This window comes from Agrobacterium sp. MS2 (genome assembly GCF_003261015.1).
GTDB lineage: Bacteria > Pseudomonadota > Alphaproteobacteria > Rhizobiales > Rhizobiaceae > Agrobacterium > Agrobacterium pusense.
In genome coordinates this window covers 170,606-197,007 of record NZ_QLNF01000014.1, presented here as the reverse complement: position 1 = coordinate 197,007, position 26,402 = coordinate 170,606, and the positions used below count along the sequence as shown (strand labels likewise).

Sequence of the window (26,402 nt, the reverse complement as noted above, 5' to 3'; positions counted from 1 at the left end):
AACTTCTCAGCGCAATGGCTGCAAAAATTGGGTGGTGACTATGACGGTTGGGAGACTGAGATAGAAGCTTCGTGATGTCCCGATATTTTCGAAGCAGACAACGAAAAAGGGCGGACACGACAGTGCCCGCCCTTTTTGCATTCCATTCCTGAGCCTCAGGAGGCTATCGCTTTTGGCCGGGGCTGCTGGCCTTCGTCTTCCGTCAGCAGGCCGCTGGTGCGCAGCAGCGAGGTAAAGCGACCGCCGCGTTGGCTTAGCTCATCGAAAGTGCCCTTTTCGATGATCCGGCCCTGATCGAGGAACAGGACGAGATCGGCATCGCGGACAGTGGAAAGGCGATGGGCGATGATGAAGGTCGTGCGGTTCTTTCTCAGCGCATCCACTGCGGCCTTCACACGGGCTTCGGTTTCCACGTCGAGTGCACTGGTTGCCTCGTCGAGAACCAGAATGGGGGCGTTCTTCAGGATCGCACGGGCGATGGCGATACGCTGGCGCTCGCCGCCGGACAGGCGGTTGCCGCGTTCACCAACCTGGGTCAGATAGCCGTTGATGCGGCTGTCGATGAAATCCGTCGCCGCAGCGGCCGCCGCTGCTTCCACCACTTCGGCATCGGTGGCCGATTCACGACCAAGGCGTATATTTTCGCGGATCGAGCGGTTCAGCAGGCCGGCATCCTGAAACACCGTGGCGATGGAGTTGCGGAGCGAATTTTTCGTCACCGTCGAAATATCGGTTCCATCGATCAGGATCTGGCCGGAATCGGGATCATAGACCCGCTGCAGCAGGTTGATGAGCGTCGTCTTGCCGGCACCTGTCGGTCCGACGATCGCGATCGTCTCGCCGGCCCTGGCCGTAAACGAGACATCGTGAACGCCCTGCTTGGTGTTGGCAAAACCGAAATTGACATTGCGGAATTCCACGGTGCCGGAGACATTCGACAATTCACGGGCATCGCCCGGTTCTTCCCGTTCCTTGACGGAATCTTCGAGGACGAAGAAGTCCTCAAGCTTGGCGCGGGCTTCGAAAATCTGCGTCACGAACTGGCGCATCTGGTCCAGACGGCCTATCAGGAGATTGGCGAAACCGATGAAGGCGATGACATCGCCGACGCGCAGCTCGCCGTTCTTCACCAGCACGGTGCCGATCACGAGAATGATCATCATCGAAACGGTGGAGGCCGTGCGGTTCAGAGCGCTCGCAAAGGCCCACCAGTCGAGCACGGGATATTGCGCACTTAGCAGCTTTTCGGTGAAGGATTTCAGCGCTTTGGTTTCAGCCTCGATGCGGTTGTAGCTGTGCAGCACGGAAACGTTGCTGATGGAATCGCTGACATGGGCAAAAACGCTGTGATAATGCTCTTCGACCGAAGCCTGGCCATCCTTGGTGCGGCCCATCACCCATTTGCCGATGAACCAGTAGACGATGCCGAGGCCAATCAGCACGAAGCTGAGGCGCAGGTCCATGGACATGGCGGTGGGCACAAGCAGCACCAGCGCAACGAAGGTCGCGAGATGGGTGCGCATGAATTCCAGCCATAGGCCGAAGAGCGTTTCGCTGGCGCGCAGGAGGGTGTGCAGGGCATTGGACGTGCCGCGCTGATGGTGCCAGGAAAGCGGCATCGAGATGATGCGCCCGAAGGCTTCCGTCAGGAGCGAAGCGCGCCGGCCGTGCGCCAGCCGGTCGGCTTCGCGGGCGACGGCTACGTAAGCCACGGTGTTGAAGACGCCGAACCCCGCCCATAATATGAGAATGGACGTGACATTGGAGCCAGAAGAAATGGCGTCGATGATCCGGCCGAACAGCACGGGTTCGGCAATGGTGATCGCTGCAAGAATGACGTTGGCGATGACGACGACAGCCACACGCCATTTATGAACGGTCAGATAGCGCAGAGCGCGTGTGTAAACCTGAAACAAGGTCAAATTTTCAATCCAGTCCGGGCGTCTTTTCGAGCGGTTGATTGTTCGGCCTCAATACGATGCTACTTTAGCAAGGTTGCATGAGACGGCGAATTTTGTGTAATTATCGCTCTTTCTGTCTGAATGGCGGCTTAACAGATTGGCCGTCCATGCGAACCGAAAAAACCTCCCGGTGTTTCCCGGGGCCTGCCGTCACAAGATTTCGCATCTTCGTTTCAGGGATTGCTAACGACGATATGTTCAATCTCACCCGACCGGCGCCCGAGTAACATGACGTCATCGCGGGACCATGTCCTTCGTGTCATCCCCTTCAAGCCAAGTCCGGACCATGTGTCTTTATGCATGATATTCTTCACTTCATCTCTGCGTGTTACCAGGCGGGAAACGCCGAACGTGTGCGTTCAGAATTTGCAACGCTCATTCGGGAATATGGTTTCGAATATTTCCTTGTCAGCAGACGCATGACCGGCGAGCTGGCCTCCACCGGCCAAATCCTTGCGCAACATTTGCCGGAAGGCTGGATAGAGGTCTACAGGGCCAAGAAATACAACCTCGTCGATCCCGTCCGCAAAGTGATCGGCATGGTGCACAAACCCTTTCATTGGAAAGAGGCGCTGGAGGGGCTTCCCCGCGCCATGCATCGGAAAAGGGCGAGCGTGTTTTTCCACGATGCCGGCCGTTACGGCTTGCAGGGCGGTTATGCTTTTCCCGTGCATGGACGGGCGGGATTCATAGGTGCCGTGTTCATAGGTGGACAGGACCGGCAATTGCCCTCCTTGCAGGTGGAACTGCTCGATGCTGCGACCCGGGCGGTCTTCTGGCGCCTGCTCGATCTTTCAGGTCAGGCCCATGATCTCAGCAATATTCCAGACGGTTCCGCTCTTGAGCTCACACGGCGTGAGACGGAAGTGCTGGCGCTGATGGCGGATGGCATGACATCGGCGGAGATCGGCCGCAAGCTATCCATCTCCAACCATACGGTCGACTGGTATATAAACGGGATTCAGCGTCGTTTCAGCGCCAAGAACCGGCAGCACACCGTCGCACTCGCGTTCCGCCATGGCTTGCTGAGCTAGCGCAAACAGAACAGTTCTCGCCGGAATTGCCCTTTCCAAGACGGGGTTTTGCTGCTTAATTCCGCAGTGCAGCAGAATTTTGTTTTGGCGTGTGGGGAGACCGTCTTGAAAATATCGAAAATACTTGTTGCCAACCGATCCGAAATTGCGATCCGCGTTTTCCGGGCAGCCAACGAGCTCGGGATTAAAACCGTTGCGATTTGGGCGGAAGAGGACAAGCTGTCTTTGCACCGCTTCAAGGCGGACGAGTCCTATCAGGTCGGCAGGGGGCCGCATCTCGCCAAGGATATGGGACCGATCGAGAGCTATCTTTCGATCGAGGAGGTTATCCGCGTTGCGAAGCTCTCCGGAGCGGACGCGATTCATCCCGGTTACGGTCTTCTGTCTGAAAGCCCCGAATTCGTGGAGGCCTGTAACAAGGCCGGCATCACATTCATTGGACCGACCGCCGATACGATGCGCCAGCTCGGCAACAAGGTCGCAGCCCGCAATCTCGCCATTTCGGTCAATGTTCCCGTCGTTCCCGCCACCGATCCGCTGCCTGAGGATATGGCGGAAGTGGAGCGCATGGCCGAGGAAATCGGTTATCCCGTGATGCTCAAAGCCTCCTGGGGCGGTGGCGGTCGCGGTATGCGCGCCATCCGCAAGAAGGAAGACCTCGCCCGCGAGGTGACGGAAGCCAAGCGCGAAGCGAAGGCCGCCTTCGGCAAGGACGAAGTCTATCTGGAAAAGCTGGTCGAACGCGCGCGCCATGTGGAGAGCCAGATTCTCGGCGATACGCATGGCAATGTCGTGCATCTGTTCGAGCGTGATTGTTCGATCCAGCGGCGTAATCAAAAGGTCGTCGAGCGTGCGCCTGCCCCCTATCTGTCAGAAGCGCAGCGTCAGGAACTGGCCGCCTATTCCCTGAAGATCGCCGCCGCGACCAGCTATATCGGCGCCGGCACAGTCGAATATCTGATGGATGCCGACACCGGAAAATTCTACTTCATCGAGGTCAATCCGCGCATTCAGGTGGAACATACCGTTACGGAAGTCGTCACAGGTATCGATATCGTCAAGGCGCAGATTCACATTCTGGAAGGCGCCGCCATCGGCACGCCGGAATCCGGGGTGCCGAGGCAGGAGGATATCCGCCTGAATGGCCACGCCCTCCAGTGCCGCATTACGACGGAAGACCCGGAACACAATTTCATTCCGGATTATGGCCGTATCACCGCTTATCGCTCCGCTTCAGGCTTCGGTATCCGTCTGGACGGCGGCACGTCCTATACAGGGGCTGTCATCACCCGCTACTACGATCCGTTGCTTGTGAAGGTGACGGCCTGGGCGCCGCGGCCTGACGAGGCGATCAACCGTATGGATCGCGCTTTGCGCGAATTCCGTATCCGCGGCGTGGCGACCAACCTCACATTCCTAGAGGCCATCATCGGCCATGACAGTTTCCGCAACAATACCTATACAACCCGCTTCATCGATTCGACGCCCGAGCTTTTTGCCCAGGTCAAACGGCAGGACCGCGCTACCAAGCTTTTGACCTATCTCGCCGATGTGACCGTGAACGGCCACCCGGAAACCAAGGGACGCGCAAGGCCCTCGGACAAGGCGGCAAAGCCCATCGTGCCCTATATCGATGCGCCGACGCCCGACGGCACGAAGCAGTTGCTGGACAAGCTCGGCCCGAAGGGTTTCGCAGACTGGATGCGCAACGAAAAGCGGGTACTCGTCACGGATACGACGATGCGCGACGGACATCAGTCGCTGCTTGCGACCCGTGTCCGTACCCACGATATCGCCCGCGTCGCCAGCGCCTATGCCAAAGCGCTGCCACAGCTTCTGTCGCTGGAGTGCTGGGGCGGTGCAACATTCGACGTTTCCATGCGCTTCTTGACCGAAGACCCGTGGGAGCGTCTGGCGCTGATCCGCGAAGGTGCTCCCAACCTGCTGCTGCAGATGCTTCTGCGCGGGGCAAACGGCGTCGGGTACAAGAACTACCCGGATAACGTCGTGAAGTATTTTGTCCGTCAGGCCGCAAAGGGCGGCATTGATCTTTTCCGTGTCTTCGATTGCCTGAACTGGGTGGAGAATATGCGGGTCTCGATGGATGCCATCTCGGAGGAAAACAAGCTCTGTGAAGCGGCCATCTGCTACACCGGAGACATCCTCAATTCGGCGCGTCCGAAATACGACCTGAAATATTACACCAATCTCGCCCAGGAACTGGAACGCGCAGGCGCGCATATTATTGCCGTCAAGGATATGGCGGGCCTGCTGAAACCGGCTGCCGCCAAGGTTCTGTTCAAGGCGCTGCGGGAAGAAACGGGTCTGCCGATCCATTTCCACACCCATGATACATCAGGAATTGCGGCAGCGACGGTTCTTGCCGCCGTGGATGCGGGTGTCGACGCGGTCGATGCCGCGATGGACGCCTTCTCTGGCAACACGTCGCAGCCGTGCCTTGGTTCGATCGTGGAAGCGCTTGCCGGGTCGGAACGCGATACGGGCCTTGATACCGAATGGATTCGCCGCATTTCCTTCTATTGGGAGGCCGTGCGCAACCAATATGCGGCTTTCGAAAGCGATCTCAAGGGGCCGGCGTCGGAAGTCTATCTGCACGAAATGCCGGGTGGTCAGTTCACCAACCTCAAGGAACAGGCGCGTTCGCTGGGTCTCGAAAGCCGTTGGCACGAAGTGGCGCAGGCTTATGCCGATGCCAACAGGATGTTCGGCGATATCGTCAAGGTGACGCCGTCTTCGAAAGTCGTCGGTGACATGGCGCTGATGATGGTCAGCCAGGATCTGACAGTGGCCGACGTACAGAATCCCGAGCGCGAGGTCTCTTTCCCGGAGTCCGTGGTTTCCATGCTGAAGGGCGATCTCGGACAATCGCCCGGCGGGTGGCCGGAAGCCCTGCAGAAAAAAGCGTTGAAGGGCGAAGCGCCCTATACCGTTCGTCCGGGTTCACTATTGGCGGATGCCGATCTCGATGCCGAACGGAAGACCATCGAGACCAAGCTGGAGCGCAAGGTCGATGATTTCGAGTTCGCATCCTATCTGATGTATCCGAAGGTATTCACGGATTTCGCGCTCACCGCCGAAACCTATGGTCCGGTCTCGGTGCTTCCCACCCATGCCTATTTCTACGGAATGGAGGATGGCGAGGAACTGTTTGCAGATATCGAGCGCGGCAAGACGCTGGTCATCGTCAATCAGGCTTCATCCGGCGTTGACGACAAGGGCATGGTGACGGTGTTTTTCGAAATCAATGGTCAGCCGCGCCGTATCAAGGTGCCGGATCGGACGCATGGTGCTTCCGGCTCTGCCGTGCGCCGCAAGGCCGAACCTGGCAACGCGTCGCATGTCGGGGCACCGATGCCGGGTGTCATCAGCCGCGTCTTCGTCAATCAAGGCCAGGAGGTCAAGGCTGGCGATGTGTTGCTCTCCATCGAGGCGATGAAGATGGAAACGGCGCTTCACGCCGAGCGGGATGGCAAGATCGCGGAAGTTCTGGTGCGCCCGGGCGACCAGATCGATGCGAAGGATCTACTGGTCGCTTACGCGGAATAAATACATTCGTCGATCGAACAGTTAGACGCCCGCCTTCCCGGCGGGCGTTTTTTATTGCGTTTCCCCGAAAACTCGAATATGCATGTTCATGCACGTTTATTCCTGTTTATGCATGAGTCTGTATGAGTGATCATTTCGTCAGCGAGCGGCAGGCGCTTATCCTCGAACAGTTGCGGCAGAACGGCCGTGTGCTGGCGCAGGACCTCGCTCAAAACTTTGGCGTTTCTGAAGACACGGTTCGCCGCGACCTGCGAGAGATGGCGGCCCGTGGGGAATGCATGCGCGTTTATGGCGGCGCCCTGCTCTCGGATAGCAAGACGGTGCCGCTGAAGACGCGGATCGCCGAGGATGCGGACCGCAAGGCTCTGCTGGCCCGCGCCGTTGTCCCGCTTCTCAAGCGGGGCATGGTCGTTTTCATCGATGCCGGTTCGACGAACCTCGCCATTGCCAGGGCGATCCCGGCTGGTCTCAATGTAACGGTGGTGACGAATACGCCCGCCATTGCCGCCGAACTCACGGGGCGGGCGGATATCGATCTTGTGCTGATCGGTGGCAAGGTTGATCCCGCCGTTGGTGCGGCAATCGATGCAATGGCGCTGCGGCAGCTCGAATTGATGCGACCCGATCTCTGTGTTCTCGGGGTCTGTGGTGTCGCGGTCGAGACCGGCCTGTCGGCCGATGTCTTCGAGGATGCCGTTTTCAAGCGGCTCGCCTGCAGCGCCAGCCAGCGGATTGTCGCTGCAATCACCACCGAGAAGCTGGGGCATAAGGCAGCGTTCCACGTGCATGATTTTTCCCCGCCGCTTTCCCTTGTGCTGGAACGGGATGCCGACCGCGTGTTGGTCGAGGGCGTGTCCAGCCGAGGCGTAGACGTTTATTGCGGCGACGATGCCGTCGCCTGATTTTCCCATGGTCAAGTCTGAAGGATATAGCCGATGAATGGCCCCACCACATTTTCGCAGACGGGTGCACGCTCGTCCTATCTGACGCGTCATCGTATCGGCGTTTCCCTGCTGTTCTTGATGAACGGGTTCATGATGGGATCATGGGCGCCCAAGATTCCCGAATTTGCGGCGCGTCTTTCCCTTAGTGAAAGCGCGCTTGGTCTCATCATCCTGGTCTTCGGTATCGGCTCGCTGGTTTTCATGCCGATCGCCGGCTCGCAGATCGCCCGTTTTGGCTCCCGGACGGTCAGTCTCGTGACCGCGGCGATCTTTCTGCCCACACTGCTTTTCATTTCCTGGGCGGGAACCGTCTGGGCCGGGGTAATCGCGGTTTTCCTGTTTGGCGGCCTAACGGGAGCGATGGATGTCGCCATGAATGCCAATGCGGTAGCGGTTGAGCGCGATATGCGCCGCGCCATCATGTCATCCTGCCACGCTTTCTGGAGCCTCGGCGGCCTCATCGGGGCCGGTCTCGGCGGTTATCTCATCACGGCCATCGGCGTGCAGGGGCATGCCATTGCGCTGACGGTCATCGCATTCGTACTGCTGATCGTGGCATGGCCGCGTGTGCTTGCAGATCGTCCGCACCCGGAGGAAGAGCGCCCGAAAGGCGGCCTGCCGCTGACGCCGCTGCCGTGGATCATCGGCCTGATGGCCCTTTTCTCGATGATCCCGGAAGGCGCAATCCTCGACTGGGGCGCTCTTTATCTGCGCAACGAGCTCGGAGCTTCGGTGTCACAATCCGGCTTCGCCTTTGCGGCTTTCTCGATGACCATGGCGGCCATGCGTTTTGCCGGCGATCTGGTGCGCGACCGCTTCGGGGCTGTGACGACCCTGCGCTTCTGTTCGGCCATGTCGATTATCGGTCTTCTTATCGCCGGTATTGCGGGAAATTCCACCATCGCGATCGTTGGCTTCGCGATTGCGGGCATCGGCATCTCCAACATGGTGCCCATTGCCTTCTCGGCGGCGGGCAATATGCCGGGCCTGGCACCGGGAATCGGCCTTTCGGTCGTCACCACCATGGGTTATTCCGGCATTCTGGTGGCGCCATCGGCGATTGGCTTCATTGCGGAACATACCGGTCTCGCCAGCGTCTTCCTGTTTCTCCCGTTACTGCATGTGGTGGTTCTGCTACTTTCGCGGCTCGCCCGTCATGCCGACGGTGCGGGCAAGGAATAGGCGTATCGAATTTTGCCATGATTGCGGTAAAGTAGAAGCTCCAGCGCGTTGGGTGTTGACAAGAAGTCCCCCTTGTTTCACCTCAATTGCAAGACCTTGCCGCAAGCTCCAGAGACCGCCATGACGTCACATGCCGATTACGACCCGAAGCCCCGCCGCGCCTCCGTCGCCGTAGACGTCGGCGGCGTCATCGTCGGTGGCGGCGCACCCGTCGTCGTGCAGTCGATGACCAATACCGATACGGCTGATATCGACGCCACCGTCAGCCAAGTGGCGGCGCTGTTCCGGGCAGGTTCGGAAATCGTCCGTATCACCGTTGACCGGGATGAGAGTGCGGCCGCCGTGCCGAAAATTCGTGAACGGCTGCTGCGTCTTGGGATGGATGTGCCGCTGGTCGGTGATTTTCATTATATTGGCCACAAGCTTCTGGCCGACCATCCGGCCTGCGCCGAAGCGCTGGCGAAGTACCGCATCAATCCGGGCAATGTCGGTTTCAAGGACAAGAAGGACAAGCAGTTCGGTGAGATCGTCGAAATGGCGATCCGTTACGACAAGCCCGTTCGCATCGGTGTCAACTGGGGATCTCTGGATCAGGAATTGCTGACTACGCTGATGGACAGGAACAAGGAAGAGGGCTTTCCGCTTTCCGCCCGTCAGGTCACGCGGGAGGCCATTGTTCAGTCGGCGCTGATTTCCGCCGAGCTTGCCGAAGAGATCGGCCTGCCGCGCAACCGTATCATCCTCTCGGCCAAGGTCAGCCAGGTGCAGGACCTGATTGCCGTCTATTCGATGTTGTCTGAACGCTCCGACCACGCCCTCCATCTCGGTCTCACGGAAGCCGGCATGGGTTCAAAGGGTATCGTCGCCTCGTCCGCCGCCATGGGTTATGTGTTGCAGCATGGTATTGGCGATACGATCCGCGTTTCGCTGACGCCTGAGCCGAATGGCGACCGCACCCGCGAGGTGCAGGTGGCGCAGGAATTGCTGCAGGTCATGGGTTTCCGTCAGTTCATTCCGGTGGTTGCGGCATGTCCCGGCTGCGGGCGTACCACGTCGACGGTATTTCAGGAACTGGCCCAGAACATCCAGAACGATATCCGCAAGAATATGCCGGTCTGGCGTGAAAAATATCCCGGCGTCGAGGCATTAAATGTCGCCGTCATGGGTTGCATCGTAAATGGTCCCGGTGAAAGCAAGCACGCGGATATCGGCATTTCGCTGCCCGGAACGGGCGAAAGCCCGGCGGCGCCGGTCTTCATCGACGGAGAGAAAGCTCTCACTCTGCGTGGCCCCAACATAGCCGCTGATTTCGAAGCGCTTGTGACCGATTACATCGAAAAGCGTTTTGGCCGGAAAGACGCAGCGGAGTAACGAGTAGCGTGAAAAGGCCGCAATTCCACTGTCATACCTCCTGACCCTTTCGGAGCATCAAAACACATGATCAAAAAAATCGCGATCGTCGCCCTTTGCGGCACCTATCTTTCCGCCTGCACCACCACCGATCCCTATACGGGCGAGCAGAAAATGTCGAACACGGCCGGCGGCGCGGGTATCGGCGCTGTTGTCGGTGCGCTCGGCGGTCTGGCTGTGGGCGGTTCGCCGGTCGGACGCCGTAACGCTGCCCTGATCGGTGCCGGCATCGGCGCGCTCGCTGGCGGCGCCATCGGCAATTACATGGATGGCCAGGAAGCGGAACTCCGCGCGCAGCTTCAGGGGACCGGCGTTTCGGTGACCCGCCGTGGCGACAGCATTGTTCTCAACATGCCGTCGAATATCACCTTTGCCACGGATCAGGATCAGGTCATTCCGCCCTTCTATCAGACGCTCGATTCCGTTGCGATCGTGCTGAACAAGTTCAACCGCACGCTGATCGACATCAACGGCCATACCGACTCGACCGGTAGCCTCGCCCACAATCAGGGGCTTTCGGAACGCCGCGCCGCGTCGGTTGCCAACTATCTCGGCGCACGCGGTGTCGATCAACGACGCATTTCAACACTTGGCTTTGGGCCTTCGCAGCCCATCGCCTCGAACGCAACGTCTGATGGTCGCGCCCAAAACCGCCGTGTGGAAGTGTTGATTTCGCCGCTCAAGGGCTGATCGACTGGAGAGGCTGAGCGGGAAAACCCACTCAGCTTTTTCGTTCTGCGATAAATCTGGCGGCCGAGATGAGAATCGCGGCCTTTTCGCCATAGGGAGCCAGGAGTTCGCTGGCCTCTGCCACCTGTTCCTGAAGTTTGCGACGCGCCCAGTCTTGGCCGCGCAGCGCCACCAGCGTTCCCTTGCCGCGTGCGGCATCCTTGCCGGTCGCCTTGCCCATGGTGGCGGCGTCGGCCGTCAAATCAAGGAGATCGTCTGCCAGCTGGAAGGCGAGGCCGATTTTTTCTCCAAATAGGCGTAGCCTCTGCCTTTCGCAATCATCGCTACCGGCTATGATTGCGCCCGCCTCGCAGGCGAAGCGCAGCAGTGCGCCGGTTTTCATAGCCTGCAATGTAATAATGCCGGTTTCGTCCGGTGCGTTCTTTTCCGCGGCGAGATCAAGCGCCTGCCCGCCGGCCATGCCGCCGATGCCCGCTGCGCGGGCAAGCGAAAGCACGAGCGCGGCCTTGCGCCCGGCCGCGAGCGGATTTTCTTCCGATGCAATGATATCAAAGGCCAGCGTCAGTAGGCTGTCGCCAGCGAGGATGGCGGTCGCCTCGTCGAATTTGCGATGCACCGTTGGCTGGCCACGACGCAGGTCGTCGTCATCCATAGCCGGCAGATCGTCGTGAACCAGCGAATAGCAATGGAGGCATTCCAGCGCGGCACCGGCAAAAAGCGCAGCTTCTCCATCTCCGCCGAGGAGCGCGGCGCTTTCGATGACGAGGAAGGGGCGCAGGCGTTTACCGCCGTTCAGCACGCCGTGGCGCATGGCCTCAAGCAGGTTCTGCGGGCGCGCGATCTCGTCCGCGCGTGTCTCGCCGGAAAGCAGGCGGCCAAGCAGGGCTTCGGTCCTGGCGGCGTTCTCACGCAGCCGTGTTTCGAAATTCGTCATCTGAGCGTCCATGCCGCGCTCTTTGGCACGCCGAGCGAATGCAGGCAAACCTTTTCGTGATTCCCCAACTCAACTGTCGCGCCGGACTCGCCTTGAAGACGGCAATGGACTATGAAAGGCTTCAATTGGCGTGGGGTGCGGGGACGGATAGTGAGCAGTACGCCTGAAAGCGACGCAGATTACGCCATGCTGGCGGAAGACCGGAGCAGTCCGAAGGTGGATTTTCGCACGTTGGCCAAGCGCATCATCATGACCTTGCTGGCATTGCTCATCCTGCCTTATCTGCTGATTCCGGTTTATGCGTTGCCCTTCATCCGGCCCGTGTCGACGCTGATGCTTGCCGATCTGGTGACGCTGCAAGGCTATGACAGGCGCTGGGTGCCACTAGAGGATATTTCGCCGCGCCTCGTGCAATCGGTGATGATGTCCGAGGATGGGCAATTCTGTTTTCACGGCGGGGTTGACTGGAACCAGATGCAGTCCGTGGTCAGCAATGCGCTCGACGGGGCCGCGACGCGCGGCGCCAGCACCATCCCGATGCAGACGGCCAAAAACCTGTTTTTATGGAACGGTCGTTCGTTTCTGCGCAAGGGATTGGAATTGCCGCTGGCGATTGCCGCCGATTTCGTATGGTCAAAAAAGCGGATGATGGAGATTTATCTCAACGTCGCCGAATGGGGACCGGGTATTTACGGCATCGAGGCTGCCGCCCAGCACCACTTCAAGGTGCCGGCCGCCAAGCTCAGTTCCCGACAGGCCGCACTTCTGGCCGTTTCGCTTCCCAATCCCATTGATCGTGTGGCCAGCAAGCCGGGGCGCGGGTTGCAGAGGCTCGCCGGCCTTATCGAGCGCCGCGCCCGCGCCTCGGGCAGCTATGTCGGCTGCGTGCTGGATTGATACCAGCGCGCCGCTTCAGCCCTTCTTGAAAATATAGTCGGTTTCCTGGCGCAGCGTCTCGCCCGGCCGTAGGATGGCATGCGGAAAATCAGGGTGGTTGACGGCATCCGGCCAGATCTGTGTTTCCAGGCAGAAACCGGCAAAGGGACCGTAGTGACGGCCATCGAGGCCCGGAACGGGAACGTCCAGCTTGAAAGCCGAATAAAACTGCACACCGGGTTCGGTGGTGTGAACCTCTAGAGCTATATCAGAGGCTGGCGAATAAGCGCGGGCGACCTTGCGCTTGGCGCGGCGCTCGGGCGAAAGGCAGAAATTATGGTCGTAGAGAACCTGCTCACCATTTTCGCTGCGCCGCATCGGCGTCGGGTGGCGAAGGTCGAAGACGGTGCCTTCGACGGAGCGGATTTCGCCGGTCGGTATCTGCTTGTCGTTGGTGGGCAGGTAAAAGTCAGCCGCGATACTGATCTCATGCCCAAGTGCGGTGTCGGCGCCATCGAGATTGAAATAGGAATGCTGGCACACATTGGCGATGGTCGGCTTGTCGGTCACCGTTTCATAGACCACCGAAAGTACGCCGCCGTCACGGATCGTGTAGGTGGCTGTGACCGTGCAGTTGCCGGGATAACCGGCACGGCCATCGGGGTCGATGATCTGCAGAACCGCGTGGCTTTCGCCGTGTTCCATCAGCATCCAGTTGCGTTTGCCCATGCCGTCGCTGCCGCCGTGCAGGTGGGTTACGCCTTTTTCATTCAGCTCCAGCTGGTATTCGTGACCGTCGATCGAAAATCTGCCATTGCCGATGCGGTTGGCGTTACGGCCGGGTGTGGCGCCGAAGTAGGAGGAATATTTATAATCCTCGAATTTGTCGAAGCCGAGAACGAGCGGCGGCTGGTGACCCTCAAGGCGCAAATCCTGGATGACGGCACCCCAGGTAATGACCTTCGCTGTAAGCCCACCTTTCGAAATGGTGACACGCTCGACCTTTTCGCCCGTTGCCGTGAAACCAAAATTCTCCCGTGCTGCCCCGTCGCTCATAACATCATTCTCCCGGTTGCCATGAATTGCCGGGCGGACGTTGCGTCATTTCCCGGCAATTCGCAATCCCGCAAATTCAGGCCGCCAGCTGGCCGATGGCCTCGAGTTCATATGGTGTCGTCTGGTATATCTCGTTGATCCAGTTTCCGAAAAACAGATGGGCATGACTGCGCCAGCGGTTAAGGGGCGCGAGTTCGGGGTCGTTATGCGGAAAATAATCATGCGGCAGCTTGATCGGCACGCCGGCGTGAACATCGCGGAAATACTCGTCCGAAAGCGATGTCGAATCATATTCGACATGATTGAACATATAGAGACGGTTGCCTGCCTTCTCATGTACCAGACATACACCCATTTCCTCCGACTCCATGAGGATTTCGAGTTCCGGATGTTTTTCGATGTCGGCGCGGCGCACTTCCGTCCAGCGTGACACGGGAACCTGGAAATCGTCCGAAAAACCATTGAGGTAGATCGACGAAGGGCAAAGATTGCGGTGGCGGTAAACACCGAAAGCCTTTTCCTTCAGCTCGTATTTAGGCACGCCGTGGAAGTGATAGATGGCGGCCATCGCGCCCCAGCAGACGTTGAGGGTCGAATGGACATTGGTCCGCGTCCACTCGAAAATCTTTTGCATTTCATTCCAGTAGGTGACGTCCTCATAGTCCAGCAGCTCAATGGGAGCACCGGTGATGATGAAACCGTCGAACTTGCGGTGACGCACCTCTTCCCACGTCTCGTAGAAGGAGAGGAGATGTTCTTCCGGTGTGTTCTTGGCGCGATGACCGCCGATGCGCACGAGCGACAACTCAACCTGAAGCGGCGAGGCGCCAACGAGGCGCGCCATCTGGATTTCCGTCTTGATCTTGTTCGGCATGAGGTTGAGAAGCCCGATCTGGAGCGGGCGGATATCCTGTCGGATGGCCGCCGTTTCGGTCATGACCCGCACGCCCTCGTGAACGAGGGTCTCAAAGGCGGGAAGCGTATCGGGAATCTTGATCGGCATGTCGAACTCTCTTTTCCGGATCACGTAAAGAACGTTGCGAAAACAAAAAAACCGGCAGCGGAAATCGCGACCGGTCCCAGGAAATTGCCTTTTTCCTCGACCCTTTAGCGACTTCTTTAAAGTGGCTGCAAGCCGGTCGGCAAATCACCACTAAGGCGTTTCATAATCCCGAAGCCGACGAAAATCAATATGGACGGTTTTCGGAGGCTTTCGGCTTTCCATTTTCGGCCGAGGTGCGATAAGGCAGGGCATGGATAAAGCGCACTTCACCATTCTGCTCGGCGGCGATGTTTCGGTTACTGATCGTCTCAGGGACGCGGTCGCGGGTAGCCGCGTGATCGCGGCTGATGGCGGCATGCGCCACGCCCGGCCGCTTGGCCTCACACCGGAGTTGTGGGTCGGGGATTTCGATTCCGCCAGCAAAGAGTTGCTGGATGCCTGGCCCGGTGTGACGCGGCAGCCTTACCCGGCAGCAAAGGCGGTGACCGATGGTGAGATAGCGGTCTCGGAGGCGCTCGCCCGCGGCGCCGGTACGCTGGTGCTTGTCGGCGCGCTCGGGGGTGCACGAAGCGACCATGCCCTCCAGCACCTCCTTTACGCCGTCGCGCTTGCCGAACGTGGTCTCGATGTTTCGCTCACCTCCGGCGAGGAAGAGGCCCGGCCGCTGCTCCCGGGCTCGCTTGATGTCTCTCTACCCGCAGGCTCGCTTTTCTCGGTGGCCGGCTTCACAGCCCTGGAGGGGCTGGATATCGGCAATGTGCGTTACCCGCTGGAGGATTTCGCGCTTGCTTTCGGTTCCTCCCGCACTATTTCCAATGTCGCGAATGGCGGCCCTGTGCATTTTTCGCTTAAAAGCGGAAAAGCCATCGTGCTCGCCCGCCCTTATGATCTGACCGGAGCCTGACGCCTTGGCACCCCCTATTTTGAAACTCGATGACATCAAGCTGACCTTCGGCGTCACCCCGCTGCTGGACGGCGCCAATCTCCAGGTGGAGCCGGGCGACCGCATCTGCCTTGTCGGACGCAACGGTTCCGGCAAGTCCACGCTGATGAAGATCGCAGCGGGCCTTGTCGAGGCCCAGTCGGGCGAGGTTTTCCGTCATCCCGCTGCAACCATCCGTTATCTGGAACAGGCTCCGGATTTTGCCGGTTACGATACCGTTCAGGCCTATGCCGAGGCGGGGCTCGGGCCTGGCGACGATGCCTATCGGGTTACTTATCTTCTCGAGCATCTCGGGCTTACGGGTCAGGAAAATCCGGCAAACCTTTCCGGTGGTGAAGCGCGCCGCGCGGCGCTTGCCCGTGTCATGGCGCCGGAGCCCGATATTCTGATGCTGGACGAACCCACCAACCATCTGGATCTGCCGACAATCGAATGGCTTGAAAGCGAACTCCAGCAGACGCGCAGCGCGCTGGTGCTGATTTCGCACGACCGTCGTTTTCTTGAACGGGTTTCGACCTCGACCGTCTGGCTCGATCGCGGCCAGTCCCGCCGTCTCAATCGTGGTTTTGCCCATTTCGAGGAATGGCGCGACAAGGTGCTTGAAGAGGAAGAGCTTGAACAACACAAGCTCGGCAAGGCCATCGAGCGCGAAGAACACTGGATGCGGTATGGCGTGACTGCAAGGCGCAAGCGCAACATGCGCCGTGTCGGTGAGCTTCAGGCCATGCGGGCGGAATATCGTGGGCACAAGGGGCCGCAGGGGACGGTGCAGGCGACCGTCACGGAAGGCCGGGAGTCCGGCAAGCTGGTCATCGAGGCGGAGGCTATCACCAAGGCTTACGGTGAGCGCATGATTGTCGCGCCGTTCTCACTGCGGGTGCATCGCGGCGATTGCATCGGTCTCGTCGGACCGAATGGCGCGGGCAAGACAACGTTGCTGAAGATGCTCACCGGCCAGCTTGAACCAGACAGCGGCTGGGTCAAGCTCGGCACCAATCTCGAGATCGCAACGCTTGACCAGAAGCGCGAGGAGCTCAATCCCAACGATACGCTCGCACATTATTTGACCGACGGCCGGGGCGACAATCTTCTCGTCAATGGCGAGGTGAAGCATGTCACGGGTTATATGAAGGACTTTCTGTTCCAGCCGGAACAGGCCCGCACACCCATCCGCAACCTTTCCGGCGGCGAGCGTGCAAGGCTCATTCTGGCGCGTATTCTCGCCCGGCCGACCAATCTTCTGATTCTCGACGAACCGACAAACGATCTCGATATCGAAACGCTGGATCTGTTGCAGGAGATCGTTGCCGGGTTTTCCGGCACGGTCATCCTTGTCAGCCACGACCGTGATTTTCTTGACCGTACGGTCACCTCCACCATCGCGCCGGCCAATCCCGATCAACCGGACGGACGCTGGATCGAATATGCCGGTGGCTATTCGGATATGATGGCGCAGCGCAAGGGAGCTGCGGAAGAGAAACGAAAAGCTGAGAGACAGGAAAAGGCGAAAGCCGCACCTTCAGCCCCGTCTTCGCAGGAGCCTGGAAAGGCCAAGGCCAAGCTTTCGTTCAAACAGAAATTCGCCCTCGAAAATCTCCCCAAGGAGATGGAGAAGGCGCAGGAAGAGATTGCAAAACGCGAGCAGCGCATGGCCGACCCGGAACTCTTCGCCAAGGATCAGGCGGCCTTCAACAAGCTGGCGCAGGAAATGGAAAAGCTGCGCGAAAAGCTTGAGGCCATGGAAGAGGAGTGGCTGGAGCTGGAGATGCTGCGCGAGGAACTGGAAGGCTGAGGACGATCTTTCCGGCCGCTCCGCCATCCGCCTTTGACAGGACGGCGGAAATGCCGTTTGCTGTCCCGGTTCGGAGGAGTTCAACACCATGCGCATGATCTTCGTCAACCTGCCCGTCAAGAATATCGAGACATCGAGAGCCTTCTTCACGACACTGGGTTTCACCTTCAATCCGGAATATTCCGATGACCGCACGCTCTGCATGATTGTCGAGGAGAACATCTTCGTCATGCTCCTTCAGGAAGAGCGTTTTCGTGATTTCATCAACGGCGACATCGCCGACGCCAAGCGGAGTACCGAGGTACTGACCTGTCTTTCCGCCGGAAGCCGGGAGGAAATCGACCGTATGATCGAGGCCGCGCTCGCGTCAGGCGGCAGCCACTGGAAACCCGTTCAGGATCACGGATTCATGTATGCAGGCAGTTTTCAGGATCCCGACGGCCACGTCTGGGAACTGGTGCACATGGCGCAGCAGGGTTGATGGCAGCCATCTTGCCAAGATGGGTCTGCGGGACTACACCATTATCTTGATCTAACGGGGTGTCTTTCGCGCTTGGGCGCAAAAGGCTGAGAGGCTTGCCAACCCGAAGAACCTGATCCGGTTCATACCGGCGGAGGGATTAGACGGCTTTCATGCAGGCGGCTATTTCCCTCCTCGTTTTGAGGAGATATTCGTGCGCCGTCGTGTTTTTGTAAATTCCATCATTGCCGTTTCCATGCTTCTGCCCGGCTTCGCAGTTGCGCAGGAAAAACCGGAACTGACGGTCTATACCTATGAGAGCTTCGTTTCTGAATGGGGTCCCGGTCCCAAAATAAAGGAAGCTTTCGAGAAGGTGTGCGCTTGCACCGTCAATTTTGTCGGCGTGGCGGACGGCGTGGCGCTTCTCAACCGGCTGAAATTAGAAGGTGTGGGCTCCAAGGCGGATGTCGTCGTGGGACTTGATACAAATCTGGTCGCGGAGGCGAAACAGACCGGCCTTTTCGATGTCAGCGGCGTTGATGCATCAGCGGCCAAGGTACCCGGCGGCTATGAGGACGATGTGTTCGTTCCCTATGATTACGGCCATTTTGCTATCGTCTATGACACCCAGACGCTGAAAAGCCCACCAACGAGCCTCAAAGAACTCGTGGAAGGCGACCCTGCCCAGAAGATAGCCATTCAGGACCCGCGCACCTCGACGCCGGGACTGGGGCTGCTTCTGTGGGTGAAATCGGTTTATGGCGACCAGGCGCCGGAAGCCTGGGCAAAGCTCAGGAAGCGGATCCTTACCGTTACGCCGGGCTGGTCGGAGTCCTACGGGCTCTTCACCAAGGGGGAGGTGCCGATGGTGCTGTCCTACACGACTTCGCCCGCCTATCATATGGTCGCCGAAAAGTCCGATCGTTATCAGGCCGCAGCTTTCTCCGAAGGACATTACATCCAGATCGAAGTGTCAGGCCTTCTCAAAAACGCGCCGCACAAGGATCTTGCAAAGCAGTTTCTCGCATTCACCCTCACCTCCGGTTTTCAGGATACCATTCCCGAAAACAACTGGATGATGCCGGTTGCAGCAACCTCCGCCCCCCTGCCGGAGGCCTTTTCCAGGCTCGTCGTGCCGCAGAAGACTTTCCTGATGCAGCCGGAAGAGGTCGCGAAAAACCGCAAGGCATGGATAGACGAATGGCTGACGGCCATGAGCATGAATTGAAGAAGAGGCGCGTCCACGCATGATGCTGCGTCGCGATTACCGGCGGTCAATCATTTTCGGGACGGCGGCTTTTGCCGCCGTTTTCCTGTTCATGGCGCTCGCCGTGTTTGCGCTTCTGTCCTTTGATGCGGGTGCATCCGCTTCCGGCATTTTGGACCCTTATACATTGCGTATTCTGCGCTTCACGGTTTATCAGGCGACGCTCTCCACCCTTCTTTCCATCATTCTTGGTCTTCCCGTGGCCTTGGCACTCTCCCGGCAGCGGGAGTTTCCGGGAAGGATCTGGATCATCCGGTTGATGGCAGTGCCGATGGGGCTGCCGGTTATCGTCGGCGCCTTCGGTATCATTACCATCTGGGGGAGGAAGGGTGTCTTGAATACGCTTCTTGTTTTCGCCGGCGCGGAAGAACCTTTCAGCATTTACGGTCTTTCCGGCATCCTCATTGCTCATGTGTTTTTCAATCTGCCGCTTTCCGTCCGGTTGTTGCTGGCCGGGCTGGAGCGTATTCCGGGCGAATATTGGCGCATGGCGGCGAGCCTCGGCATGGGGCCGATCTCGGTTTTCCGTTTTGTCGAATGGCCGGCCGTGTCCCGGCTTGTTCCGGGTATCGCCGGCCTCATCTTCATGCTTTGCGCCACCAGTTTCACGCTCGTGCTCCTTTTGGGCGGTGGGCCGGCGGCGACCACCCTGGAGGTCGCTATATACCAGGCGCTGCGGTTCGATTTCGATCCGCAGCGGGCGATCGCGCTCTCGGTTCTGCAGATCGTCCTCACCGCGGCCCTGCTCGGCCTTCTGGCCTGCCTGCCGTCGCCGGAAGCGGAAATCGCTTCACTTGGCCGGCCCGTGCGCCGTTTCGATGCGGGCCGGGCGGCGGCCCGCCTGTGGGACGGTCTAATCATCGTTTCCGCGGTGCTGTTGATCGGACTGCCGCTGGTCGCCATTGTCTTCTCGGGCGTCCAGGCAGACCTGCCGCGCCTCATCACAGCACCGGTCTTCCTGCGCGCGGCGGCGACAAGTCTTGGGATTGCCGCGTTCTCGGCAATTTTCGTGATCATCGTCAGCATGGCGATCATCCGCGCACGTCAGGCGGTCAGCGCGAAACGGCGGGCCGCGCGGCCTCTTCACCTCTTGTCCAGCGTTCTCGGCGCGGGATCGTCTCTGGTTCTGCTGGTTCCGCCCGTGGTGCTCGGAAGCGGATGGTTCCTTCTCTTGCGGCCTTTCGGTGACGTCGCTGTTTATGCCCCGGTTCTCGTGGCGCTCATCAACATGCTGATGGCCCTGCCGCTTGCCATGCGGGTGCTGGAGCCGGCCGTCACCAGTCATTTTCTCCGCACCGGCCGACTTTCCGCCAGCCTCGGGCTTCAGGGTCTGCCGCGGCTGCGGTTCGCCGATCTGCCCGTCTTGTGGCGGCCGCTGGCCATGGCATTTTCCTTCGCGATGTCCCTGTCGCTTGGCGATCTCGGCGCGGTTGCCCTGTTCGGTTCAGAGAATTTCGTCACCTTGCCGTGGCTCGTCTATAGCAATATGGGCAGTTACCGGACCAACGATGCTGCCGGTTACGCCTTTCTTCTCGGTGTGGTCTGCCTGTTGCTTGCTGCAACCGGCGTATCGCGACATTCACAACCGGAGCAGGCAAAAGCGGCAGAGGCGATGACATGAAGGGCGACGATTTCGCAGTGCAGCTTGACAGGGTCAGGCTGCGGCTTGGAACGCAGGATTTCGACCTCGACTGTGCGTTTCCGCAGGGGCAGGTCACCGCTGTCGTCGGTGCATCCGGTTCGGGAAAATCGACACTGCTTAACCTCGTTGCCGGTTTCGAGTTGCCGGATTCCGGCCGCGTGATGATCGGCGGACGGGACGTGACGACGCTCGACCCTTCCGAAAGGCCTGTCTCTTCGATCTTTCAGGACAATAATCTTTTTGCCCATCTCGACGTTTTTACCAATGTCGCGCTTGGTATAAGCCCCACGCTCAGATTACACGCGGAAGACCGGCAAAGGATAAATATTGCGCTTGCGCGCGTTGGTCTTTCGGGTTTCGGCAAGCGTTTGCCGGGCACGCTCTCCGGAGGAGAAAGGCAGAGGGCGGCGCTTGCGCGCGCATTGGTCAGGAAGAAGCCCGTCATGCTGCTCGATGAACCTTTCGCCGCACTTGATCCAGGGCTACGGGCGGGCATGAGTTCTCTGTTGCTTGACTTGCATCAAGAAACAAATAATGCGGTGATTATTGTGAGCCATCACCCGGAAGACATAAAAAGATTAGCGCGGCGGGTGGTTTTTCTTGATCGTGGCCGTGTCGTTTTTGCCGGAGCGACAGCGGATTTCTTTGCCACACAAAATGTGAAGGCCGTGGACAGTTTCCTGAACGGGTGACCGCCTTATTTTCGACGCGCGCCGCTGGCAATCGCTTTAGATGACTTCAATGGCGCTAATTTGCACTTGCCAGTTTCAAGTTGTTGCCCGAGAAAAGATGAGAATTATTGCGCTCTTCAGGAATATTCCGGATTTGATGGATCGATTTTACCGTCTCGGCATTCATCGCCCGTTGGGGCGAATCTGTTATTCTGGTCTGCAATTAACGGATGATCAGGAACGTTAAGGGGCAGGCATAGAGAATGAAAAATAGCATGACTGCACAGCGGAGGCTCTCCTCCGGTTCAGGCCTTCGCCGTTCCGGCCGGCTCGCTGCGGCGTGGTCCGCGCTGACCGCTTCTGCCGTGTTGCTGTCATCGTGCCAATCTCTTTTCAGCCCGGCCTACCAGTCCACATTGCGTCCCTCGGACAATCCGCAGACGGTGGAAGAGGTTCAGAAGAACGATCCGCGCGCGCAGATGGGCGCACGCGAACATCCACGCATCGTGGCAAGCTATGGCGGCGAATATCGTGATGCCAAGACGGAGCGGCTTGTCGCCCGGATTGCCGGAGCGCTGACGGCCGTCTCCGAAAATCCGCAGCAATCCTACCGCATCACCATTCTCAATTCGCCCGCCATCAACGCTTTCGCTTTGCCCGGCGGGTATCTTTACGTGACGCGCGGGCTTCTGGCGCTCGCCAATGACGCCTCGGAAGTGGCGGCCGTGCTGTCGCACGAAATGGGCCACGTCACCGCCAACCACGGGATCGAACGTCAGCGCCGCGAAGAAGCGGAAGTGATTGCGAGCCGCGTGGTTGCAGAGGTCCTGTCCAGCGATCTCGCCGGCAAGCAGGCGCTGGCCCGTGGCAAGCTGCGGCTTGCAGCTTTTTCGCGCCAGCAGGAGTTGCAGGCGGATGTGATCGGGGTACGCATGCTTGGCGAGGCGGGTTACGATCCTTACGCATCGCCGCGCTTTCTTGATTCCATGGCGGCCTATGCGCGGTTCTCTTCGGCCGATCCGGAAAACGACCAGAGCCTCGACTTCCTTTCGAGTCACCCCAATACACCACAGCGAATCGAGCTTGCGCGCCGGCATGCCCGTGCCTTCGGCCAGGAAGGCCAGGTCGGAGATCGTGGCCGAGACTGGTTTCTGGATGGTATAGACGGGCTGCTTTACGGCGATAGCCCGCAGGAAGGTTATGTCCGCGGCCAGACATTCCTGCATGGAACGCTCGGCATTCGTTTCGACGTGCCGGAAGGTTTCGTGATCGACAACAAGGTTGAGGCTGTGCTGGCGACAGGGCCGGGCGAGGTCGCAATCCGTTTCGACGGCGTCGCCGATCCGAAACAGACGAGCCTTGCCAATTACCTGACGAGCGGCTGGGTCGCCGGCCTGCTGCCTGAAACGGTAAAGGAAACGCAGATCAACGGACTGGAGGCCGCGACAGCCCGGGCAAGCGCGGATAAATGGGATTTCGACGTCACGGTCATCCGCGTCGGCCAGCAGATATTCCGGTTCCTGACCGCGGTGCCGAAGGGCAATACGCAACTCGATTCCATCGCCAATACCTTGCGCACCAGCTTCCGCAAGATGACGCCGCAGGAGATCGCATCCCTGAAGCCGCTAAGAGTGCGGGTGGTGACGGTGAAGCCGGGTGAAACCGTGGCCACGATGGCGGCGAGGATGATGGGAACGGAGCGGAAGCTTGACATGTTCCGCATGATCAACGCGATGGGCGCCACGGCCACGATTCAGCCCGGGCAAAGGGTAAAGATCATCTCTGAATAAACAAAAACCCCGGATCACCCCGGGGTTTTATGTTCAGACCTTCACCCGGCAATCACTGCCACTCACGAACGTCAACAAAATGACCCGCAATGGCTGCCGCCGCCGCCATGGCGGGGGAGACGAGGTGGGTACGGCTCTTATAGCCCTGACGGCCTTCGAAATTGCGGTTCGAGGTGGACGCGCAGCGTTCGCCGGGTTTCAGGCGGTCGTCATTCATGGCAAGGCACATGGAGCAGCCTGGCTCGCGCCATTCGAAACCGGCTTCGAGGAAAATCTTGTCCAGACCTTCCTTTTCCGCCTGTTCCTTCACGAGACCGGAGCCGGGCACGATCATGGCCGAAACGGTGGGAGCGACTTTACGGCCGTCAACGATCTTCGCCGCCGCGCGCAAATCCTCGATGCGGCCATTGGTGCAGGAGCCGATGAAGACGCGGTCAATGGCGATATCGGTAATGCGCGTGCCGGGCTTGAGGCCCATGTAGTCAAGCGCACGCCACTTGGAGGCGCGCTTGTTTTCTTCATCGATATCATCGGGATTGGGAACAATGCCTTGAACAGAGGTTACATCTTCCGGAGAAGAGCCCCAGGAGACGATAGGCGGAAGATTGGCCGCATCGAGGATGACGACCTTGTCGTAATGGGCGCCCTCGTCGGATTTCAGAGTCTTCCAGTAGGCGATCGCCTGTTCCAGCGTTTCGCCCTTCGGCGCACGCGGCTTGTCCTTGATGTATTCGAAGGTCGTTTCGTCAGGCGCAATCAGGCCGGCGCGGGCGCCGCCCTCGATGGTCATGTTGCAGACCGTCATGCGACCTTCCATGGAGAGCGAACGGATCGCCTCACCAGCAAATTCGATGACATGGCCGGTGCCGCCGGCGGTGCCGATCTCGCCGATAATGGCAAGGATGATGTCCTTGGCGGTAACGCCCTCGGGGATTTTGCCATCGACACGCACCAGCATGTTCTTGGCTTTCTTCTGGATCAGCGTCTGTGTGGCCAGAACATGCTCTACTTCGGAGGTGCCGATGCCATGCGCCAGTGCGCCAAATGCGCCGTGGGTGGAGGTGTGGCTGTCGCCGCAGACGATCGTCATACCCGGCAGGGTGAAACCCTGTTCGGGACCGACGATGTGAACGATGCCCTGGCGCTTGTCGCGTTCGGAATAATATTCAACGCCGAAGTCCCTGGCGTTCTGCGCCAGCGCTTCCACCTGAATGCGGCTTTCTTCGTTCTTGATGCCTTCCAGCCGGTCGGCGGTGGTCGGCACGTTATGATCGACCACAGCGAGCGTGCGGGCCGGCGAATGCACCGGACGGCCGGCGATGCGCAGACCTTCGAAGGCCTGGGGGCTCGTCACCTCATGAACGAGGTGACGGTCGATATAGAGAAGACAGGTTCCATCCGGGTCGCGATTGACGACGTGGTCGTCCCAGATCTTGTCATACAAAGTGCGGGGTGCGCTCATGGCTCTGTGCCTTGTCATGGAAAAGGATAATAGGGTTCAGTAAGGCGGTGGACAGCGGTGCTGTCAGGCGAGCCTAAGTCGGCTGGTGAGCGCCCCGGAAACGCGCGCAAAGAAGCGTGCCGGCAGACGCTTGTGGTCCTGCAGCACATACACATTCTGAGCGAGACATCCGAATTTAGATCCCATGGCAACTTTCATAGCAGATCGATGGTTTTACGGCAACATGAATGCGCAGGAGACAGGCTGAAGGACAGGATCGTGCCAACACTATGCACTGCATCACGGCGAGACGGCCTGCCCAGCAACGCTTTGCGGTTGTTATGATGCAACGCAACTTGCCTATTTTGCAGCGCACATATAGATGGGTTCCCTTATCATTTGCATTCGACGAGAAATCGAAGGGAGGAAAGCATATGGTATCCGAAAAGGCCCTTATCTCGAAGATCACCTGGCGGCTCATGCCGTTTCTTGGCCTTCTCTATCTCATCGCCTATATCGACCGACAGAATGTCAGCTATGCCAAGCTGCAGATGGTCGATGCGTTGAGCCTCAGCGAATACGCCTATGGTCTTGGCGCGTCGCTGTTCTTCATCGGCTACTTCATCTTCGAAGTGCCGAGCAACCTGTTCCTCAACCGCTTCGGCGCCAGCAAATGGTTTGCCCGCATTCTGGTTTCCTGGGGGGCCGTCACCATTGCGCTTGCCTATACGCAGAACGCCACGATGTTTTACATCCTGCGCTTCCTGCTCGGGCTTTGCGAGGCGGGCTTCTTCCCGGGTGTGCTGTTCCTGATGACGCTCTGGTTCCCGCGCGATTATCGCGGTCGCATGATCGGCCTGTTCATGATCTTCAGCGCGCTCGCCAATGCCATCGGCGCGCCGCTCGGCGGCATGTTGCTCGATCTCGACGGTTTCCTCGGTTATGCCGGGTGGGAATGGGTATTCCTTGCCACTGGTATTCCGGCTGTGATCGCTGGCATAGCCACCTTCTTCTATCTGGATGATACGCCCGAAAAGGCCAAATTTCTGTCGCAGGACGAGAAGGACTGGCTGAAGAACCGGCTTGCCGAAGAGAACAAGGGCATGGAAGAGCATGCGGAAGATGGCTTCAAAGCCCTGATCAATCCGCGGGTTCTGTTCATGTCGCTCTGCTATGTTGGATTTCCGCTGGCCGCCTATGGTCTCAGCTACTGGCTTCCAACCATCGTGAAGAGCTTTGGCGTTTCCAACACCGCGAACGGTTTCATCAACATCATCCCCTGGGTGATCGTTGCCGTTGCCTTGTTCGTCGTGCCTCTGGCGGCCGATAAGGCAAAGAACAAGACGCCCTATATCGTTGGTCCTGCCTTTATCGGCGCGTTTTGCCTGCTGATGTCGGCATTGCTGAGCGACCCGGTGTTGCAGTTCGCTTTCCTCTGCATCGCCGCTGCAGGTATCTTTGCAGGCCAGCCGGTGTTCTGGAGCCTGCCCGGCCGCTTCCTCAAGGGAGCGGGCGCTGCTGCGGGTATCGCCGCCATCAATTCGGTCGGCAATCTCGGTGGCTTCGTGGCGCAAAACGTCGTGCCCTGGATCAAGGATCAGACCGGCAGCACCATTGCGCCGATGTTCTTCCTTGCCTTCTGCCTCGCGCTTGCCGGTGTGCTAGTCATCATCGCCACCCGCAAGATGGGCAATCAGGCTCAAACCGCCTGAACCAAAAGAGAGGGATAGCCGGATTGC

Annotated in this window: 20 protein-coding genes and 2 riboswitches; of the genes, 15 read left to right on the top strand and 5 right to left on the bottom strand. The window is 59.0% G+C overall.

The window, feature by feature from the left end:
- Window positions 1-155: 155 nt before the first annotated feature.
- Window positions 156-1,922 carry a glucan ABC transporter ATP-binding protein/ permease gene (locus tag DOU54_RS09035; RefSeq protein WP_004443992.1) on the bottom strand — a complete coding sequence of 589 codons (1,767 nt, stop codon included), beginning with the start codon at window positions 1,920-1,922 and terminating at the stop codon, window positions 156-158.
- A 335-nt stretch (window positions 1,923-2,257) separates the two neighbouring features.
- Here DOU54_RS09035 and DOU54_RS09030 point away from each other — a divergent pair, with 335 nt between their 5' ends.
- The 6 genes from DOU54_RS09030 (at window position 2,258) to DOU54_RS09005 (ending at window position 10,788) form a co-directional block, all read left to right on the top strand.
- Window positions 2,258-2,995: a helix-turn-helix transcriptional regulator gene (locus tag DOU54_RS09030; protein ID WP_004443990.1), complete on the top strand. Its 738-nt coding sequence runs from the start codon at window positions 2,258-2,260 to the stop codon at window positions 2,993-2,995.
- Between the two features lie 105 nt (window positions 2,996-3,100).
- Window positions 3,101-6,562 carry a pyruvate carboxylase gene (gene pyc / locus DOU54_RS09025; protein WP_113382010.1) on the top strand — a complete coding sequence of 1,154 codons (3,462 nt, stop codon included), beginning with the start codon at window positions 3,101-3,103 and terminating at the stop codon, window positions 6,560-6,562.
- A gap of 122 nt (window positions 6,563-6,684) precedes the next feature.
- A complete protein-coding gene (locus tag DOU54_RS09020) occupies window positions 6,685-7,464 on the top strand; it encodes a DeoR/GlpR family DNA-binding transcription regulator (protein WP_004443986.1) in 780 nt (259 codons plus the stop codon).
- A 33-nt stretch (window positions 7,465-7,497) separates the two neighbouring features.
- Window positions 7,498-8,688 carry an MFS transporter gene (locus DOU54_RS09015; protein WP_004443984.1) on the top strand — a complete coding sequence of 397 codons (1,191 nt, stop codon included), beginning with the start codon at window positions 7,498-7,500 and terminating at the stop codon, window positions 8,686-8,688.
- Window positions 8,689-8,808: 120 nt separating this feature from the next.
- Window positions 8,809-10,059, top strand: a complete 1,251-nt coding sequence (ispG, locus tag DOU54_RS09010; RefSeq protein WP_006698284.1) for a flavodoxin-dependent (E)-4-hydroxy-3-methylbut-2-enyl-diphosphate synthase — start codon at window positions 8,809-8,811, stop codon at window positions 10,057-10,059.
- A gap of 66 nt (window positions 10,060-10,125) precedes the next feature.
- Window positions 10,126-10,788: a YiaD family glycine zipper/OmpA-like lipoprotein gene (locus tag DOU54_RS09005; RefSeq protein ID WP_004443979.1), complete on the top strand. Its 663-nt coding sequence runs from the start codon at window positions 10,126-10,128 to the stop codon at window positions 10,786-10,788.
- Window positions 10,789-10,819: 31 nt separating this feature from the next.
- On the opposite strand, the gene DOU54_RS09000 is transcribed toward DOU54_RS09005, so the two are convergent.
- Complete coding sequence (locus tag DOU54_RS09000; protein ID WP_112765647.1) at window positions 10,820-11,734, bottom strand: polyprenyl synthetase family protein; 915 nt, start codon at window positions 11,732-11,734, stop codon at window positions 10,820-10,822.
- Window positions 11,735-11,908: 174 nt separating this feature from the next.
- On the opposite strand from DOU54_RS09000, the gene mtgA reads away from it, so the two are divergent.
- Window positions 11,909-12,619 carry a monofunctional biosynthetic peptidoglycan transglycosylase gene (gene mtgA, locus DOU54_RS08995; protein WP_034500053.1) on the top strand — a complete coding sequence of 237 codons (711 nt, stop codon included), beginning with the start codon at window positions 11,909-11,911 and terminating at the stop codon, window positions 12,617-12,619.
- A gap of 15 nt (window positions 12,620-12,634) precedes the next feature.
- On the opposite strand, the gene DOU54_RS08990 is transcribed toward mtgA, so the two are convergent.
- Both DOU54_RS08990 and metA read right to left on the bottom strand, forming a co-directional pair.
- Window positions 12,635-13,654: an aldose epimerase family protein gene (locus DOU54_RS08990; RefSeq protein ID WP_022556979.1), complete on the bottom strand. Its 1,020-nt coding sequence runs from the start codon at window positions 13,652-13,654 to the stop codon at window positions 12,635-12,637.
- Between the two features lie 76 nt (window positions 13,655-13,730).
- Window positions 13,731-14,657 carry a homoserine O-acetyltransferase MetA gene (gene metA, locus DOU54_RS08985; protein ID WP_004443968.1) on the bottom strand — a complete coding sequence of 309 codons (927 nt, stop codon included), beginning with the start codon at window positions 14,655-14,657 and terminating at the stop codon, window positions 13,731-13,733.
- 84 nt (window positions 14,658-14,741) lie between these two features.
- Window positions 14,742-14,818: riboswitch (SAM riboswitch) on the bottom strand.
- Window positions 14,819-14,907: 89 nt separating this feature from the next.
- Between metA and DOU54_RS08980 the strand changes: the two genes are divergently transcribed.
- The 7 genes from DOU54_RS08980 (at window position 14,908) to DOU54_RS08945 (ending at window position 23,222) form a co-directional block, all read left to right on the top strand.
- Window positions 14,908-15,561 carry a thiamine diphosphokinase gene (locus DOU54_RS08980; RefSeq protein ID WP_006698280.1) on the top strand — a complete coding sequence of 218 codons (654 nt, stop codon included), beginning with the start codon at window positions 14,908-14,910 and terminating at the stop codon, window positions 15,559-15,561.
- Between the two features lie 4 nt (window positions 15,562-15,565).
- Window positions 15,566-17,392: an ABC-F family ATP-binding cassette domain-containing protein gene (locus tag DOU54_RS08975; RefSeq protein ID WP_004443966.1), complete on the top strand. Its 1,827-nt coding sequence runs from the start codon at window positions 15,566-15,568 to the stop codon at window positions 17,390-17,392.
- Between the two features lie 88 nt (window positions 17,393-17,480).
- Entirely contained in the window at window positions 17,481-17,873 is a 393-nt protein-coding gene (locus DOU54_RS08970) for a VOC family protein (RefSeq protein ID WP_006698278.1), read from the top strand.
- A gap of 45 nt (window positions 17,874-17,918) precedes the next feature.
- Window positions 17,919-18,029: riboswitch (TPP riboswitch) on the top strand.
- A 37-nt stretch (window positions 18,030-18,066) separates the two neighbouring features.
- Complete coding sequence (thiB, locus tag DOU54_RS08965; protein ID WP_113382011.1) at window positions 18,067-19,080, top strand: thiamine ABC transporter substrate binding subunit; 1,014 nt, start codon at window positions 18,067-18,069, stop codon at window positions 19,078-19,080.
- Between the two features lie 19 nt (window positions 19,081-19,099).
- Window positions 19,100-20,740, top strand: coding sequence for a thiamine/thiamine pyrophosphate ABC transporter permease ThiP (gene thiP / locus DOU54_RS08960; protein WP_113382012.1), 1,641 nt, complete (start codon window positions 19,100-19,102; stop codon window positions 20,738-20,740).
- Entirely contained in the window at window positions 20,737-21,453 is a 717-nt protein-coding gene (locus DOU54_RS08955) for a thiamine ABC transporter ATP-binding protein (protein ID WP_037090155.1), read from the top strand. The genes thiP and DOU54_RS08955 overlap by 4 nt, the downstream gene beginning before the upstream one ends.
- A gap of 254 nt (window positions 21,454-21,707) precedes the next feature.
- Window positions 21,708-23,222, top strand: coding sequence for a M48 family metalloprotease (locus tag DOU54_RS08945; protein ID WP_048902756.1), 1,515 nt, complete (start codon window positions 21,708-21,710; stop codon window positions 23,220-23,222).
- A gap of 52 nt (window positions 23,223-23,274) precedes the next feature.
- Here DOU54_RS08945 and leuC read toward each other — a convergent pair whose 3' ends face one another.
- On the bottom strand, window positions 23,275-24,684 hold the full coding sequence (leuC, locus tag DOU54_RS08940; RefSeq protein WP_113382013.1) for a 3-isopropylmalate dehydratase large subunit: 1,410 nt from the start codon (window positions 24,682-24,684) through the stop codon (window positions 23,275-23,277).
- Between the two features lie 413 nt (window positions 24,685-25,097).
- Between leuC and DOU54_RS08930 the strand changes: the two genes are divergently transcribed.
- Window positions 25,098-26,375, top strand: a complete 1,278-nt coding sequence (locus DOU54_RS08930) for an MFS transporter (RefSeq protein ID WP_022556971.1) — start codon at window positions 25,098-25,100, stop codon at window positions 26,373-26,375.
- Window positions 26,376-26,402 lie beyond the last annotated feature (27 nt).

Excerpts from the sequence above, each read along its gene's own strand:
- DOU54_RS08980 (WP_006698280.1), top strand. The coding sequence starts at position 14,908 with ATGGATAAAGCGCACTTCACCATTCTGCTCGGCGGCGATGTTTCGGTT.
- DOU54_RS09005 (WP_004443979.1), top strand. The coding sequence starts at position 10,126 with ATGATCAAAAAAATCGCGATCGTCGCCCTTTGCGGCACCTATCTTTCC.
- DOU54_RS08990 (WP_022556979.1), bottom strand. The coding sequence starts at position 13,654 with ATGAGCGACGGGGCAGCACGGGAGAATTTTGGTTTCACGGCAACGGGC.
- DOU54_RS08945 (WP_048902756.1), top strand. The coding sequence starts at position 21,708 with ATGACTGCACAGCGGAGGCTCTCCTCCGGTTCAGGCCTTCGCCGTTCC.
- thiP (WP_113382012.1), top strand. The coding sequence starts at position 19,100 with ATGATGCTGCGTCGCGATTACCGGCGGTCAATCATTTTCGGGACGGCG.
- DOU54_RS09020 (WP_004443986.1), top strand. The coding sequence starts at position 6,685 with ATGAGTGATCATTTCGTCAGCGAGCGGCAGGCGCTTATCCTCGAACAG.
- DOU54_RS08930 (WP_022556971.1), top strand. The coding sequence starts at position 25,098 with ATGGTATCCGAAAAGGCCCTTATCTCGAAGATCACCTGGCGGCTCATG.
- DOU54_RS09000 (WP_112765647.1), bottom strand. The coding sequence starts at position 11,734 with ATGGACGCTCAGATGACGAATTTCGAAACACGGCTGCGTGAGAACGCC.
- DOU54_RS08955 (WP_037090155.1), top strand. The coding sequence starts at position 20,737 with ATGAAGGGCGACGATTTCGCAGTGCAGCTTGACAGGGTCAGGCTGCGG.
- ispG (WP_006698284.1), top strand. The coding sequence starts at position 8,809 with ATGACGTCACATGCCGATTACGACCCGAAGCCCCGCCGCGCCTCCGTC.
- leuC (WP_113382013.1), bottom strand. The coding sequence starts at position 24,684 with ATGAGCGCACCCCGCACTTTGTATGACAAGATCTGGGACGACCACGTC.
- DOU54_RS09015 (WP_004443984.1), top strand. The coding sequence starts at position 7,498 with ATGAATGGCCCCACCACATTTTCGCAGACGGGTGCACGCTCGTCCTAT.
- mtgA (WP_034500053.1), top strand. The coding sequence starts at position 11,909 with ATGCTGGCGGAAGACCGGAGCAGTCCGAAGGTGGATTTTCGCACGTTG.
- DOU54_RS08970 (WP_006698278.1), top strand. The coding sequence starts at position 17,481 with ATGCGCATGATCTTCGTCAACCTGCCCGTCAAGAATATCGAGACATCG.
- DOU54_RS09030 (WP_004443990.1), top strand. The coding sequence starts at position 2,258 with ATGCATGATATTCTTCACTTCATCTCTGCGTGTTACCAGGCGGGAAAC.
- metA (WP_004443968.1), bottom strand. The coding sequence starts at position 14,657 with ATGCCGATCAAGATTCCCGATACGCTTCCCGCCTTTGAGACCCTCGTT.